Genomic DNA, 14,216 nt, shown 5'->3' with positions numbered 1-14,216 from the left:
CAATTATAAAGCTCTCTTAAACCACCTGCGGGATTTTCTATGCCAGAACCATTACTAATCGCCAAATCAGACCATACTATTGAGCTGTTACCCGGTTTTGCCAATCGACATGGGCTGATCACAGGCGCGACCGGCACCGGAAAAACCGTTACGCTGCAGGTATTGACCGAACGATTTTCATCCATTGGCGTACCGGTATTTATGGCCGACATCAAGGGCGATCTGTCGGGTCTCGCCGCACCAGGCACAAGTTCATCAAAAATGAAAGACCGGTTGACGCATCTCAAACTTGACGAGCCGAAGTGGACGGCATGTCCGGTAACGTTCTGGGATATATACGGAAAATCAGGACATCCGGTACGCGCAACGATATCCGACATGGGGCCGCTGCTCCTCGGGCGGTTATTCAACCTGAACGACACCCAACAAGGTGTGCTGGCGCTGGTATTCAAGATTGCGGATGATAACGGCCTGTTGCTGCTTGATCTGAAAGACCTGCGCGCGATGTTGCAATTTATCGGCGATAACGCGAAGAAGTTCACCGTTGAATACGGCAATATCTCCGCAGCCTCGATCGGAGCGATCCAACGCTCGCTGCTTGCGGTCGAACAGCAGGGAGGCAGCCATTTTTTTGGCGAAGCAATGCTTGATATCAGCGATCTGATGCAGACTGATAGTCGGGGTTGGGGTATGATCAATATTCTCGCCGCTGATAAGCTCATGAATTCGCCGAAGTTGTATTCGACATTCTTGCTGTGGATACTGTCCGAGCTATTCGAGCATCTGCCAGAAGTCGGTGATCTCGAGAAGCCGAAGCTGGTATTCTTTTTCGATGAAGCCCATCTCCTATTCAACGAAGCGCCCCGCCCACTACTGGAGAAAATCGAACAAGTGGTGCGATTGATACGTTCCAAAGGGGTTGGCGTATATTTTGTGACACAGAATCCGCTTGACGTTCCAGAAAGTGTTTTAGGTCAGCTTGGCAACCGTGTACAACATGCATTGCGCGCGTTCACGCCACGCGACCAGAAAGCGGTCAGGTCCGCGGCGCAAACCATGCGCGCCAACCCTGATTTCGACACCGAGAAAGCCATCACGGAACTCTCGGTCGGCGAGGCCCTTGTGTCGTTACTGGATGAAAAGGGTCGCCCCTGCATCGTGGAACGGGCGTTTATTTTACCGCCAGCTTCGAGAATAGGTCCGCTTACCGATGCGGAACGAGCGGCCATGATCAAATCGTCTGTCATTTTTGGACATTATGAGGAGATGGTGGATCGCGAATCGGCTTATGAAATAATCAAAAGCCGCGCCGCAACCAGGCAGAATACCGAGAGTGATACGGCGACGCCGCAGGCGGAGACCGCCACGGGTGATGGCATGATGGATATGCTGGGGGGTATGCTGCTTGGCAAAACCGGACCTCGCGGAGGGCGTCATCCAGGTATTCTCGATGCGGCTGCCAAGAGCGCGGCACGTTCGATCGGCTCGCAGGTTGGTCGCGAGATCTTCCGGGGGGTTTTAGGAGGCATCTTCGGGGGTGGGCGCAGGCGTTGACAGGTTCACCCCCGCAGTAATTAGTAGTAATTTATTTCGTGGGACAGCATTGATTGAGATAGGCTGACCGCTGGCTTATTATGGCGAATTACAGGAGAATTCCAGGCAGGCGGAGGAGAAGGCGATGCGTTTAACCGGGATAATTTTTTTGGTTTTTACAATTGCGGGCTGTGCGACGACAACGACAGGACAGGGTCAGCGTCCTTCGGGACCGCTGCCGCCAAGTACACGGCCTGCCTATAATCTTACCGGCTATTCACCCGCCTTCAAGGATGGCTATATTGACGGCTGCGAAACCGCCAAGAAAACTTCCTACGGATTAAAGAACGAACGCCGCTTTGCTGCTGACAGTCAATATCGAATGGGTTGGAACGACGGATTTAGCGTATGTCGCGGTAAACCGTAACGGGGATATTCGAGGAGAGTGCAGGTAACGTGTTCCACGTGGGTGGGATATAATAACGTTTTTTTGCGGCTTGCCATGAAACGTTTATTCTCGCTATTACTATGCTGTTTAGCGCTTCCCGTGGTTGCCCAGCAACCCAGGTCCGATGTGACGCCGCAACCTCCCCTATCAGTAGCCGCCAAATCCTATATTCTCGCCGACTTTCAGAGCGGTCAAACTTTAGCCAGCTTGAATAGATACGAGCGCGTGGAACCCGCGTCGCTTACCAAGCTGATGACAGCCCATGTCGTCTTTTCAGCCCTTCTGCAGAAACGGATCACTTTGACGCAAACCGTGATGGTGTCCGACCGTGCCTGGCGCGCGCAAGGGTCCCGCATGTTCATTGAACCCAACAGACCGGTGACGGTTGATGAATTAATGCGCGGCATGATCGTACAGTCCGGTAATGATGCCTGCATAGCGCTGGCGGAAGCTGTCGCCGGTTCAGAGGATGCCTTCGTGCAGATGATGAACAAGGAAGCGGCCCGGTTGGGGATGAAGAACACACGCTTCGCCAATTCTACCGGACTCCCGCATCCGGAGCATTATACTACCGCTCATGATCTCGCTTTACTGGCGGCAGCCATGATTCGTGATTTTCCGGAATATTATCCGCTTTATTCGTTACGGGAATATACATACAACAAGATCACGCAGCCCAATCGCAACCGTCTGTTGTGGCTGGACCCCAACGTCGATGGCCTCAAGACAGGTCATACTGAAGCCGCCGGTTATTGCCTTATTTCATCCGCCAAACGCGGCGACCGGCGGTTGATTTCGGTGGTGATGGGGACCGTCTCCGATAATACGCGTACCATCGAAAGCCAGCGTCTGTTGAACTACGGGTTCCAGTTTTACGATACCGTCCACCTGTATAAAAAGGAACGTGAAGTGACAGCCATCCAGCTATGGAAAGGCTCGCAGGACAAGCTCAAGACGGGATTCGGGCATGACGTTTATTTCTCGCTCCAGAAAGGCCAGGCCGATAAGCTGAAGGCAAGCATGGAATACAAGCAGCCTTTGATTGCTCCCATCAGTGCGGGACAAAAAGTAGGGGTGGTGAAGTTCACGCTTAATGACAAGCTTATGGCGGAGTATCCGCTAGTGGCGTTGGAAACCGTGAGTGCGGCAAATTTTTTTGGTCGTGCCTGGGATAGCATACGGCTGTTGTTCAATTAGCGAAATTAGCACGCATGCGTCCCATTACCGATTTTATTCTCAAGGGCCATCATGATTTATCTCAACGGTGATTTTATGCCTATCGAGGAAGCCCGCATTCCGGTGCTGGATAGGGGTTTTATCTTTGGTGACGGCGTGTACGAAGTGATCCCCGTATATTCCCGCAAGCCTTTTCGTCTGGCTGAGCACCTGCTCCGCTTGCAGCACAGCCTGGATGGTATTCGCTTGTCAAATCCGCACTCCGACAAGAAATGGAGCGAGTTATTGGAACAAATAATCGCTGGCAACGAGAGCGACGACCAATCTTTATACTTGCACGTTACTCGTGGCGTGGCCAGGCGCGAGCATGCCTTTCCGAAGGGTGTCATGCCAACGGTATTCATCATGAGTAATCCCCTGCTGGCGCCGCCGGAAGAGTTGCTTGCTACTGGCGTTGCCGCCATCACGGCCAACGACAATCGATGGCTACGCTGCGATATCAAGGCAATTTCGTTGCTGCCCAATGTGTTATTACGGCAAATGGCGACTGATGTGGGTGCAATAGAAACAGTGCTGCTGCGGGAAGGCTTTATGACCGAGGGCGCGGCCAGCAATATTTTTGTGATAAAAGAAGGAATATTGCTGGCTCCGCCAAAGAATCATTTGATGTTGCCGGGAATTACCTATGATGTTGTGCTTGAACTTGCGGCCGCCAATGAGATCCCCCACGAAGTGAGGGAAGTGTCCGAATACGAAGTGCGTACCGCCGAGGAAATCCTGCTGACATCTTCAACCAAAGAAATCATGCCCATCACTCGTCTCGACGACAAGCCGGTGGGGGACGGTAAACCGGGAACAATGTTCACGCTGCTGCACCAACTCTACCAGAATTACAAGAGTACCGTAATGCGGGGCAATGCCAATGTTTCAGCATTTTAAATGTGACCCTAACGTTCTCCGTTCATGGAAAGCACCGTGGAATCCTCCTTAATCGAATATCCCTGCGATTTTCCCATCAAGATAATGGGGCGCGTGGATGGTTTACCGGTGAAGCCGGTCGTTGACCGGAAATGTGAGGCTACTCCATCTTATGCCCTGGATGATGCTGTTACCGCTATTTCGGCGGATGATGGGAGGCAAGATTTTATCCAAGTGGTGCTGATGATTGTGAAACGCCATGCCCCGGATTTCGATGAAGCAGGTCTGGAGGTTAAATTCAGCAGAAAGAATACGTATCTGAGTCTAACCTGCACAATTCGTGCCGTTTCCCGTGAGCAACTGGATGCGTTATATCAAGAACTGTGCGATCACCCGATGGTGGTCATGGCACTTTGAGCATTGCGCGAACCTGAACCTTCAATAACTTACGGATAGGCTTCCCGGATATGGTGGCTGTGAATCATAACGTTAAACAAATAAATGAGTGGCCGGCCCAGATTCTGGGTTCAAGCGCTAAAGTCAGGCATCTCGGCTTGGCGGACTATCTTCCCACCTGGCAAGCGATGAAAGATTTCACGGCATCCCGCACCGAGAATACACCGGATGAAATCTGGCTATTGCAGCATCCGCCGGTTTATACTCAAGGCATAGCAGGCAAGCCGGAACATTTGCTGTATAACAACGGCATTGTTGTCGTTCGGACAGATCGTGGCGGACAAATTACGTACCACGGTCCCGGTCAAATTGTCGCCTATCTTTTGCTCGACATGCGCCGCCTTAAGCTCGGTGTGCGCGGCTTGGTCAGGAAAATGGAAGAGGCCGTGGTAGACTTGCTATGGGATTATCGAATTGTTGCAGAAGGTTGCGTGGAGGCGCCGGGTGTGTATGTGGAGGGCGCGAAGATCGCGGCATTGGGGTTGAAAATAAAAAATGGCTATTGTTACCATGGCTTGGCTTTCAATGTAGACATGGATCTGAGTCCGTTCGCCGCAATTAATCCTTGCGGTTACGCAGGCTTGCAGGTAACGCAAAGCAAAGATCTCGGAGTAGCCGCCGGACTGGATAAACTGAGCGAAAAACTTGCCGGCAAGCTGCAAATAGGACTGGGGATTTGAAGAATTCAACAAAAATATTTGATAACGCCAAGTTAAAGAGCTAATTCGCAAGATACGGTACTCGCAAATACGGATTTTTGGCTATACCCCTTATCGAGGAATGAGATCATTTTGTCATGACAATTGAAACCCGCCAGAAAGGCGCGGCTAAAACCGCCCGCAACCCCATCAAAATTGTGCCGCAATCTCAAAGTGAGGTATTGCGTAAGCCATCATGGATTCGTGTGCGCTCTTCCAATAGTCAGGGGTTTCATGAGGTCAAGCGAATTTTGCGGGAGCAGAAACTGCATACTGTTTGCGAAGAGGCCTCCTGCCCCAATATCGGCGAGTGTTTTGGTAAAGGCACCGCTACCTTCATGATTCTGGGCGATCTTTGCACCCGCCGTTGTCCTTTCTGCGATGTGGCGCATGGCAAACCCTCGCCGCCGGATGCAGAGGAACCTTTGCATCTCGCGCAATCCATTGCCGCGATGAAGCTGAAATACGTCGTCATAACCAGTGTTGACCGCGATGATTTGCGTGACGGCGGCGCACAGCATTTCGTGGATTGCATCCGTGAAGTCCGTGCCCATTCGCCGCGGACAAAAATTGAAATTCTTGTACCGGATTTTCGTGGCAGACTGGAAGTTGCATTGGACAAATTATTCGCCTGCCCGCCTGACGTCTTGAATCATAACCTTGAAACGGTACCCCGACTCTATAAGCAGTGCCGCCCCGGCGCGGATTACATGCATTCGCTCAAGTTGTTGAAAGACTTCAAGGCGCATTTCCCGGAAATCCCCACTAAATCCGGATTAATGCTGGGTCTTGGGGAAACCGATGAGGAAATTCTTGAGGTGATGCGTGATTTACGCCGCCATGATGTCGAGATGCTCACAATTGGACAATACCTGCAGCCCAGCATCGGTCATTTACCCGTATTGCGCTACGTACCGCCGGAAGGGTTCAACGAATTCGAGCGTGCGGCAATAGAAATGGGTTATAGCAACGCTGCCTGTGGTCCGATGGTGCGCTCCAGTTATCATGCCGATCAGCAGGCGCACGAAGCGGGCATAGCATAGTCATTCATAAACGGATAAGGATCTCAAGGATAATCGACCAAGGCGCTCAACGGGAGTTGCATCCATGCGTACCATTACTGCTATCTTTGTCTGGTGTCTGGTTTCCATGCCTGCCTTTGCTGCGGGAATCGACGCGCTATCCGATGAAGAGGCGGTCGAGGGCCTGAAGCAAGCACTTACTCAGAGTGTTAACGCGGCGGTGGACAGACTGGGTGTTGCGAACGGATTTCTTGAGAACCCCAAAGTTAAAATTTCCTTACCCAGCGCGCTACAAAAAGTGGAAGGCGTTATGCGCACTTTAGGAGCAAGTAAGCACGCTGACGGTTTGATCGTGACCATGAATCGCGTAGCGGAAGTGACGGCCGCTGATGCCAGGGCGCTGATGGTGGATGCGGTGGAAAAAATGCCTGTAGAGAACGCCAAGAAGATTCTTGCCAGTGGTGGCGATGCCGCCACGCAGTACTTTCGTACCGCTACTTCGGAGGAGCTTGCCCAAGAATTTCCGGCCATTGTGAAAAACGCAACAAGCCAGGTGGATCTGGCCAAGAAATATAATGATTTCGTTCGGAAAGGCGGGAAGTTTGGCGTGGTAGCGGAAAAATATGCAAACATTGAGGGGTACGTTGCACAAAAAACGCTGGACGGCATCTATCTGATGATGGCGGAAGAGGAAGCCATCATTCGTCAAGATCCAATGGGTCAGGATAGCAAGGTTCTGCAAAAAGTATTTGGATCATTGAAATGAAGAAGCCATCAAGGTTAAGGATTCTGCGACGATTCTTTCGTTTCATCCGGTAATTTCTCCGCAAGCCAGTTAATCAGATTTTCGATCAGTTTGTCGCTCGCTTCGCTCAGGGCGCGCACGGCGCCCGCAGCGGTGGCATCCGGTGCTGCTTCCTCCACACCGAAGCTACGCTGTGCCAGCAACGAACGCGTGCTGCGCTGGATGAGACTGGCGCGCAACTTGATTACAGCGCGGCTTTGGTGGGGCGTATCGAATGCTTGCGTGAACTCTTCCAGTTCGAGGCGCAATGCATAGTCCGCCCGCACACCGTCATTGGCGCCGACCACTCCGTCATTATTGACGCCGGCGATGCGATCCTTGATCCGCTGCGTGAGCAAGGTCGCTGGCGCCGCCGCCCAGCGGCTGCTTGCATAGGTATATGATCGCGCGCGGTCGTGATATAGCAGACGATACTGGATTGCCGGGTTATCCAGCCAAGCAGGGGACGTTGCCGCCACCAACAAGCTTGCCGATAGACGTGGTCCGCTGGATGACGGATCGGCGGCGCTGGATGCAGCGGATGGCCGCTCCAGGCCAAAATCATATATTGCCGTGGGTATCTGAGTGCGGGGGGCTGCGCATCCAGCGAGCAATATCATTGCAAGAATTGGAACTAGCAATTTTCTCATTTGGAAATTCCCTGAGGTGATGGGGGTGATACAAAACCATCTTCTCCCGGACCCGGCGGCGGTGGCGATTTGCCGAACAGTAAACTTCGGGGTTGTTCTTCGAGTTGCATAAGAAAGCGATCAATGCTGCGGGAATTACGAGTGATGCCTTCAGTTGCTTCCCGCAGTTTATGCATGGTGTCGGTCAGTTCTCCGGCTGTATGAGACAAGCTGTCGACTGGGCCATCCCGCTGGTTAATTTTCGTCGTGATCTGGTTAAGATCAATTATCAGTTGATCGGTATGCTTCAGTACCGAACTCGCATCGGCTGCGAGACCAGGCAAGGATTTGAGTCCGGGTTCCAGTTGGCTGACGGTGCTGCGCAAACGGCCTGTTAGACCCGCTGTGTTCTCCAGAATGTGTGAAAATCGCGCCTGGTTCTGATCGCTAAGCAGCAGATTCAAACGCTCCGTCAATCCGTTTGCATTGCTGAGCAGGCGTTGCCCCGACTCGGCTATACTATCCAGCGCGGAGGGACGAAAGGGAATCTGCGCGGGATTGTCCGCGTCAGTTGCCAATCGTTCAGCTTGCTTGCCGTCGTCGTTCAACTGCACGAATGCAAGGCCTGTCAAGCCCTGATAGCCAAGCTGCGCGTATACATTTTTGGTCAGTGCCAGGTCTCGATCCACGGCAATGCGGATTAAAATCAAATGCGGATTATCCGCATCCAGACGGATATTCTCTACTTTACCGACGCTCACTCCACGATAACGCACCACCGCCTGCGGGTTGAGTCCGTTAACGGGGAATTCCGATACCAGCAGATACTTGTCACGCGTGACGGCACCTCCGCTGAACCACATGGCAACCGCCGCGACAGCCGCACTCAGAAAAATTACAAACAAACCCGCCGTAAGGGCATGGGCACGGTTTTCCATAACAACTCCCTATAAAACGTCGCTGGTGCTTTCGAGCGCATCGCCGGTGCATCCCAACGCTTTCCGGCCACGCTCGCCGCGGAAAAAGTTTTTTATGAAGGGATGATCCGTACCCACAACCTCCCGCAGACTACCCAGCGCCACGATGCGCTGGTCCGCCAGGACGGCCACGCGATCGGAAAGTGCCACCAGTGTATCCAGATCATGCGTCGCCATGACAATTGTAAGCGTCAACTCGGTACGCATTGTCCGGATCAGCTCGACAAACCCTTCACTCAATTCCGGATCCAGCCCGGCGGTAGGTTCATCCAGGAACAGCAGTTCCGGATCCAGGGCTATGGCTCGCGCCAGCGCGATGCGTTTGATCATGCCGCCGGAAAGCTCTGCGGGCATCTTGCTCGCATGACGTGTTTCGATATCCACCATCTTAAGTTTGAGCATGACCAGATCACGTATCATGCCCTCGTCCAGCGTGCGCAACTCGCGCATCGGCAGCGCGATATTGTCATAGACTGATAGGGCGCTGAATAACGCGCCTTTTTGAAACAACACTCCGCAGCGGTTGCGCATGGATTGCAATTTTTCACGGTCATGGCCATGCAGGGGCTCGCCACAAACCCGAACAACGCCTTCGGCCGGCATCTCCAAACCCAGCATCTGCCGCATCAAGGCGGTCTTGCCGCTGCCGGAGCCTCCTACCAGGGCGAGCACTTCCCCGCGATGAATGCAAAGATTAATGTCTTCGTGCACTACGTGGCTGCCGAAGCGGGTATGCAACCCTTCGATCTCGATAACGCATGCTTCATTCGTCATTAGATCCCCTTACTTTAATCCCACATTGGAAAAAACAATGGCGAAAATCGCATCGATGATAATCACGACGGTGATCGCGGTCACGACCGAATTTGTGGTGCCCTCGCCCAGACTCTCGGTATTGGATTTGATTCTCAAGCCGAAATGGCAGGAAATCAACGCGATCACCATCCCGCATACCACGCCCTTGCCCAGCCCCAGCCACAGATTGGCAACCGGTACCACGTCCGGCAGCTTATTCAGAAAAAACTGATGGCTCAGTCCCAGCTGAATTTCGGCAACAACCATTCCTCCCACCAGCGCGACGGCGCTGGTCCATAACACGACTAGCGGCATCGCTATACCGAGTGCCATGACTTTCGGCAAGATCAGCCGCAGACTATGAGGTATCCCCATTACAGTCAACGCATCGAGCTCTTCGGTTACCCTCATCACCCCCAGCTGCGCGGTCATTGAGGAACCGGAACGTCCGGCCACCAATATCGCGGCAAGCATAGGGCCGAGTTCACGGATAATACTGACGCCCAGAATATTTATGATGAATATATCGGCACCAAATGTCTGCAGCTGACGGGAGGACAGAAAACTCAGTACGACCCCGATGAGAAATCCGACCAGCGCGGTGATACCCAGCGCCTGTGCGCCGGTACGGTACAGATTCGCTGAAATTTCACGCCATGGAATACGAGCCGGGTGACTTGTCAGGTATATTACATCCAGCAGTATCTGACCAATCAGTAAGACGAGGCCGGTCAAATGCTCCCACAGCAAAAAGACAGCTTTCCCCAGATTTGTGATGGGCCACAGAAAATCAGGGGGAATAGGGGTGGGCGGAGCCGGGGCCTCCTTCATGCGGGTGAATAACCTCTCGTGCTCCGGCCGCAACAGCAAATGGGAAGGACGGTGCGAGCCCCATGCCCGCCATAGCAGTACTGCCCCGGCGTCATCCATTTGCTCGATCCCGGTCAGATCCCACTGCAATTCGGTATCGGCCGCATATGCAGCCAGTTCGGCGGGCAGCGTATGCAGCCGCTGCCCAAGAGCGGACAGCGTGTATTTGCCGGCAAGCATCAACCGGGGCATGCCATCCTCGCCGGTTACATGCTGCAATACGGTTGAATTGCCTTGATTTTCCGGCATCATGGTTGGTCCGGTCAAATTAACGATACATAATACGGCAATCGGGTTTTTGTAGTTCACTTCACCCGCTTTCCGCCAGATCCTCTAGTGAAGGCGCTTTATCCGCTCGAATAGGATCCGGGCGTTCCAACGGCGCCAAATCATCATCCAGGTATTTCGTAGTAGAACCCATTCAAGGTTTTCGGGTCAAGCATTGCCTACCTCAAGACCTGATGATAAGAATCAGCGCCGCGCCACACCGTGCCTGACCCAATTCAGCATATTCAATTCGCCGCAACTTATGCATGAGTTGATCTCACCGCCACTATAGCTTTTTTCCATAAAACGTTCATTCCGGACCTCAGCTAATACCGCCCCGCGCGAGTGTCGGAACTTTTTACATCCTTTGTCTTTGTTATTCCCAAGTATATAGATAGGTGTCTGTTATATATTAATTATTAATAACTGGCATAAGATTTGCTTATAAGCTAGTAGGGTAATTATAAAAAGCTTCAACGCGACTTACTAAGGGGATTGTAGGGAGCGGTAACCCCGATCCGATTTTTTTGGACTCAGGGAAAAGAAACAGGGAGTATGGAAGGGGCAACAATAATAATAATGCAGGAAGAATAATAATAACAATAGCAAAATCAGGATCGGGGTAATTTTCCAAACATGAAATGTTACCCTGACCCTGATTATTTTTTACCCGCATAAACTCACCGGCAGCCGTTTTAGCCTTCTTTGCTGCGTCAAATACCGCTGACGTTTTGTACCGCCTAATGCTGATGATGAGTATGGGAAGGATGCATCTCCGGTTGAGCGGTTGGCTCCTTGACGCGAATCTGATAACCGGCATGACAGGTATTGCACTTTTTCATGGAGTCGCTCAATTGCCGTAGCGTGTGCTTGGGATCTTTCAGGGATTCCGCGTCAATGGCGATCTGGTCGAAATCCTTATGTACCGACATGCCAAGCTGCATGAACTCTTTCGGCAGTATCGCCTTGAGATGATCTTCCGCCTTGTGGACCATGCCCATGCCCAGCGACCCTGCATAACGTGCTACCGCCGCCATATCTTCCCTTAACAGCGCATCCAGAATATTCTGCGTTCCGGTTAGCAGGGCCCGCATTTCAGTCAGCACATGATCCCGCTGCATTTCGTTAATGTTCAGGATTTGACGTTTATCGATTTCATTCGCCGCCACTGTTGTCGTGATGGCGATAAAGGTCAGGGCGATAGCAAGGATTGTTTTCATCTAAGCTCCTGTTTCAAGTTTTTTTAAAGTGGACACTGCATAGCCGTAGGCTTATTCGCCACCTGATCGAGTGGCGCAGGCATGCTCGGCTGGATCAATCAAGCGACAGTACTGGGTTCTGTGGCTAGTGCCCTTGCCCACAAATCGTGCGCATCGGAGCCAGTGATTTGGACCTCGACAAATTCGCCGGGTTTTATTGATTTTGCGCTATCGATGTAAACCATACCATCGATGTCGGGCGCGTCGGCGCTGCTGCGAGCGATAGCCTTATTATTCTGAATTTCATCCACCAGCACAGTCATACACTTACCGATTTTCCGGGTGAGTCGCGCGGTACTGATTTCTTCCTGCACCGCCATGAAGCGGGCACGGCGCTCCTCCTTGATCTCTTCGGGGATGTGATCGGGAAGCGTATTTGCAGCGGCACCCTCCACCGGCGAATAGGCGAAGCAGCCGACGCGATCCAGTTGCGCTTCCCGCAGGAATTCCAGAAGCGCTTCAAACTCCGCTTCCGTCTCTCCGGGAAAACCAACAATGAAAGTGCTGCGCAGCGTTATATCGGGACAAACCTCCCGCCATTTCTTGATGCGCGCCAGATTGTTTTCCGAACTGGCCGGGCGTTTCATCGCTTTCAGGATGCGCGGGCTGGCATGCTGAAATGGCACGTCGAGATAAGGCAGGATTTTTCCTTCGGCCATCAGTGGAATCACTTCATCCACGTGTGGATATGGATAAACATAGTGTAATCGCACCCACACGCCGAATTCGCCCAAGGCGCGCACCAGCTCGGTCATACGGGTTTTGAGCGGCCTGCCTTGCCAGAAGCCGGTGCGATATTTCACATCGACGCCATAAGCGCTGGTGTCCTGAGAAATGATAAGCAGTTCCTTGACACCGGCGTTAACCAGATTTTCCGCCTCCTGCATGACTTGATTAACGGGGCGACTGACCAGGTCGCCACGCATGGAGGGGATGATGCAGAAAGTGCAACGATGATTGCAGCCTTCGGAGATCTTGACATAGGCATAATGCCTGGGTGTGAGGCGTATTCCCTGAGGAGGGATCAGACTGGTATAGGGATCGTGTGGTTGCGGCAGATGCATGTGTACCGCCGCCATGACCTCCGGCAAGGCATGCGGACCGGTGACCGCCAGCACCTGTGGATGCGCTTGTTTGACCACCTCGCCACCGCCTTTGGCGCCGAGACACCCCGTGACGATGACCTTGCCATTCTCCGCCAGTGCTTCGCCAATGGCATCGAGGGATTCTTCCACTGCGCTGTCGATGAAGCCGCAGGTGTTAATAACTACCAAGTCCGCATCCTGGTAGGTGGAGGAGATGTCGTAGCCTTCGGCACGCAACTGGGTGAGAATCTGCTCGGAATCCACCAGCGCTTTGGGGCAACCGAGCGAGACAAACCCGATTTTGGGAGATAAGGATTTGAGAGAGGGCATGGGTACTTAAAGTATTTGCTATGGGATAAATAAAGTATCGGAACGAAGGCCGTTCAGCGTATGAAACCTTCGATCGATTCAAGCGGGAGATGGAGCTGGTGGTTCGATGGTTCAGGCATGATGGGAGAAAAGGTTGCCGGCCAGCCAGATGGAACTGATGCCGAGGGTGATAAGTGCAACTTGTTGTATGGTGGCATCGATTTCGGGGCGTTTGTGCAGGCCGGGAATCAAATCGGACATTGCCACATAGATCATGCTGGCCGCAGCCAATCCCAGCAGCGAAGGGAGAAGATGATTCATGTCTTGCAGCATGAAGTAGGTCAGCATGGCGCCGGTCAGCGTGGCAAAGCTGGATAACAGGTTAAAGAGCAGCGCTTGCCGCCGGGTATAGCCAGAATTGAGCAGAATCAGAAAATCCCCGGCCTCCTGCGGAATTTCATGCGCAATAATCGCGATGGCGGTAACGATACCCAGTTGTATGTCCGCCATGAATGCGGCCGCGATGAGTATGCCATCGACGAAATTATGAAACGTATCGCCCAGCATGATCAACATGCCGCTGCGGCCATGATCGTGATCGTTCGCCGGTGCGGCCACCACGTCGGCATTACCATGCAGTGGGTCGTGGACCTCGCATTCTTCCAGGTGGCAGTGGCGCCACAGCACCAGTTTCTCCAGAATGAAAAATAACAGAATGCCAAACAGCACGGTGGCGGTCATTTGGGCGGGATCTTTTGAGATCTCGAGGGCTTCCGGCAATGCGTTGAGGAATGCGGCTCCCAGCAGCGCCCCAATCGCATATGAAACCAGTATTTGTACCCACGAGGCGCGGGTGTTGAGCGTTAGCGCGGCGGCGAACAAGACGCTTAATATGCCGCCAAACAAAGTGGTGGCAATGATCCAAGTGAGAATAGACATTAGCGCCGATTTTTAGGAAATGCGGAATTATACGCTTTTGCAGGATGCAAA

At 52.7% G+C, this 14,216-nt stretch carries 15 protein-coding genes; 8 read left to right on the top strand and 7 right to left on the bottom strand.

What is annotated here, in order from left to right; all coding sequences use genetic code 11:
* The first annotated feature begins 39 nt into the window (after positions 1 to 39).
* The 8 genes from SQ11_RS03070 to SQ11_RS03035 all read left to right on the top strand — a co-directional run bounded on the left by SQ11_RS03070 (position 40) and on the right by SQ11_RS03035 (position 7,017).
* Positions 40 to 1,554, top strand: a complete 1,515-nt coding sequence (locus tag SQ11_RS03070; protein WP_041512668.1) for a helicase HerA-like C-terminal domain-containing protein — start codon at positions 40 to 42, stop codon at positions 1,552 to 1,554.
* Positions 1,555 to 1,702: 148 nt separating this feature from the next.
* Complete coding sequence (locus SQ11_RS03065) at positions 1,703 to 1,960, top strand: hypothetical protein (RefSeq protein WP_232297870.1); 258 nt, start codon at positions 1,703 to 1,705, stop codon at positions 1,958 to 1,960.
* Between the two features lie 75 nt (positions 1,961 to 2,035).
* Positions 2,036 to 3,178, top strand: a complete 1,143-nt coding sequence (locus SQ11_RS03060; RefSeq protein ID WP_041512869.1) for a D-alanyl-D-alanine carboxypeptidase family protein — start codon at positions 2,036 to 2,038, stop codon at positions 3,176 to 3,178.
* Between the two features lie 51 nt (positions 3,179 to 3,229).
* Positions 3,230 to 4,096, top strand: coding sequence for a D-amino acid aminotransferase (locus tag SQ11_RS03055; protein WP_041512666.1), 867 nt, complete (start codon positions 3,230 to 3,232; stop codon positions 4,094 to 4,096).
* A 24-nt stretch (positions 4,097 to 4,120) separates the two neighbouring features.
* The gene (locus SQ11_RS03050; protein ID WP_041512665.1) at positions 4,121 to 4,492 is read left to right on the top strand and encodes a YbeD family protein; all 372 of its coding nucleotides are present in this window, start codon (positions 4,121 to 4,123) and stop codon (positions 4,490 to 4,492) included.
* An 80-nt stretch (positions 4,493 to 4,572) separates the two neighbouring features.
* Positions 4,573 to 5,211 carry a lipoyl(octanoyl) transferase LipB gene (lipB, locus tag SQ11_RS03045; RefSeq protein ID WP_269746027.1) on the top strand — a complete coding sequence of 213 codons (639 nt, stop codon included), beginning with the start codon at positions 4,573 to 4,575 and terminating at the stop codon, positions 5,209 to 5,211.
* A 116-nt stretch (positions 5,212 to 5,327) separates the two neighbouring features.
* A complete protein-coding gene (gene lipA, locus SQ11_RS03040; protein WP_041512664.1) occupies positions 5,328 to 6,272 on the top strand; it encodes a lipoyl synthase in 945 nt (314 codons plus the stop codon).
* Positions 6,273 to 6,336: 64 nt separating this feature from the next.
* Positions 6,337 to 7,017, top strand: coding sequence for a DUF4197 domain-containing protein (locus SQ11_RS03035; protein WP_041512663.1), 681 nt, complete (start codon positions 6,337 to 6,339; stop codon positions 7,015 to 7,017).
* A 14-nt stretch (positions 7,018 to 7,031) separates the two neighbouring features.
* Here the strand turns inward: SQ11_RS03035 and SQ11_RS03030 are convergent, their stop codons facing one another.
* The 7 genes from SQ11_RS03030 to SQ11_RS03000 all read right to left on the bottom strand — a co-directional run bounded on the left by SQ11_RS03030 (position 7,032) and on the right by SQ11_RS03000 (position 14,165).
* Positions 7,032 to 7,685, bottom strand: coding sequence for an ABC-type transport auxiliary lipoprotein family protein (locus tag SQ11_RS03030; protein WP_041512662.1), 654 nt, complete (start codon positions 7,683 to 7,685; stop codon positions 7,032 to 7,034).
* Entirely contained in the window at positions 7,682 to 8,602 is a 921-nt protein-coding gene (locus SQ11_RS03025) for an MlaD family protein (RefSeq protein WP_041512661.1), read from the bottom strand. Before SQ11_RS03025 ends, SQ11_RS03030 begins: the two co-directional genes overlap by 4 nt.
* Before the next feature lie 9 nt (positions 8,603 to 8,611).
* On the bottom strand, positions 8,612 to 9,415 hold the full coding sequence (locus SQ11_RS03020) for an ABC transporter ATP-binding protein (RefSeq protein WP_041512660.1): 804 nt from the start codon (positions 9,413 to 9,415) through the stop codon (positions 8,612 to 8,614).
* A gap of 9 nt (positions 9,416 to 9,424) precedes the next feature.
* On the bottom strand, positions 9,425 to 10,558 hold the full coding sequence (locus SQ11_RS03015; RefSeq protein ID WP_084226717.1) for an ABC transporter permease: 1,134 nt from the start codon (positions 10,556 to 10,558) through the stop codon (positions 9,425 to 9,427).
* Between the two features lie 755 nt (positions 10,559 to 11,313).
* Complete coding sequence (locus SQ11_RS03010; protein ID WP_052493949.1) at positions 11,314 to 11,793, bottom strand: hypothetical protein; 480 nt, start codon at positions 11,791 to 11,793, stop codon at positions 11,314 to 11,316.
* 98 nt (positions 11,794 to 11,891) lie between these two features.
* On the bottom strand, positions 11,892 to 13,247 hold the full coding sequence (gene rimO / locus SQ11_RS03005; protein ID WP_041512659.1) for a 30S ribosomal protein S12 methylthiotransferase RimO: 1,356 nt from the start codon (positions 13,245 to 13,247) through the stop codon (positions 11,892 to 11,894).
* A gap of 111 nt (positions 13,248 to 13,358) precedes the next feature.
* Positions 13,359 to 14,165 carry a ZIP family metal transporter gene (locus tag SQ11_RS03000; protein WP_041512658.1) on the bottom strand — a complete coding sequence of 269 codons (807 nt, stop codon included), beginning with the start codon at positions 14,163 to 14,165 and terminating at the stop codon, positions 13,359 to 13,361.
* Positions 14,166 to 14,216: the final 51 nt, after the last annotated feature.

It is taken from the genome of Nitrosospira sp. NpAV, from assembly GCF_000832065.1.
GTDB lineage: Bacteria > Pseudomonadota > Gammaproteobacteria > Burkholderiales > Nitrosomonadaceae > Nitrosospira.
The sequence above is the reverse complement of the archived record's forward strand: the minus strand, read 5'-3'. Positions and strand labels throughout refer to the sequence as shown.

Bases quoted from the DNA above. Each gene is read 5' to 3' on its own strand.
- SQ11_RS03050 (WP_041512665.1), top strand. From the start codon at position 4,121: ATGGAAAGCACCGTGGAATCCTCCTTAATCGAATATCCCTGCGATTTT.
- SQ11_RS03055 (WP_041512666.1), top strand. From the start codon at position 3,230: ATGATTTATCTCAACGGTGATTTTATGCCTATCGAGGAAGCCCGCATT.
- SQ11_RS03030 (WP_041512662.1), bottom strand. From the start codon at position 7,685: ATGAGAAAATTGCTAGTTCCAATTCTTGCAATGATATTGCTCGCTGGA.
- SQ11_RS03010 (WP_052493949.1), bottom strand. From the start codon at position 11,793: ATGAAAACAATCCTTGCTATCGCCCTGACCTTTATCGCCATCACGACA.
- SQ11_RS03000 (WP_041512658.1), bottom strand. From the start codon at position 14,165: ATGTCTATTCTCACTTGGATCATTGCCACCACTTTGTTTGGCGGCATA.
- SQ11_RS03035 (WP_041512663.1), top strand. From the start codon at position 6,337: ATGCGTACCATTACTGCTATCTTTGTCTGGTGTCTGGTTTCCATGCCT.
- lipA (WP_041512664.1), top strand. From the start codon at position 5,328: ATGACAATTGAAACCCGCCAGAAAGGCGCGGCTAAAACCGCCCGCAAC.
- SQ11_RS03060 (WP_041512869.1), top strand. From the start codon at position 2,036: ATGAAACGTTTATTCTCGCTATTACTATGCTGTTTAGCGCTTCCCGTG.
- rimO (WP_041512659.1), bottom strand. From the start codon at position 13,247: ATGCCCTCTCTCAAATCCTTATCTCCCAAAATCGGGTTTGTCTCGCTC.
- SQ11_RS03015 (WP_084226717.1), bottom strand. From the start codon at position 10,558: ATGATGCCGGAAAATCAAGGCAATTCAACCGTATTGCAGCATGTAACC.
- SQ11_RS03020 (WP_041512660.1), bottom strand. From the start codon at position 9,415: ATGACGAATGAAGCATGCGTTATCGAGATCGAAGGGTTGCATACCCGC.
- SQ11_RS03025 (WP_041512661.1), bottom strand. From the start codon at position 8,602: ATGGAAAACCGTGCCCATGCCCTTACGGCGGGTTTGTTTGTAATTTTT.
- SQ11_RS03070 (WP_041512668.1), top strand. From the start codon at position 40: ATGCCAGAACCATTACTAATCGCCAAATCAGACCATACTATTGAGCTG.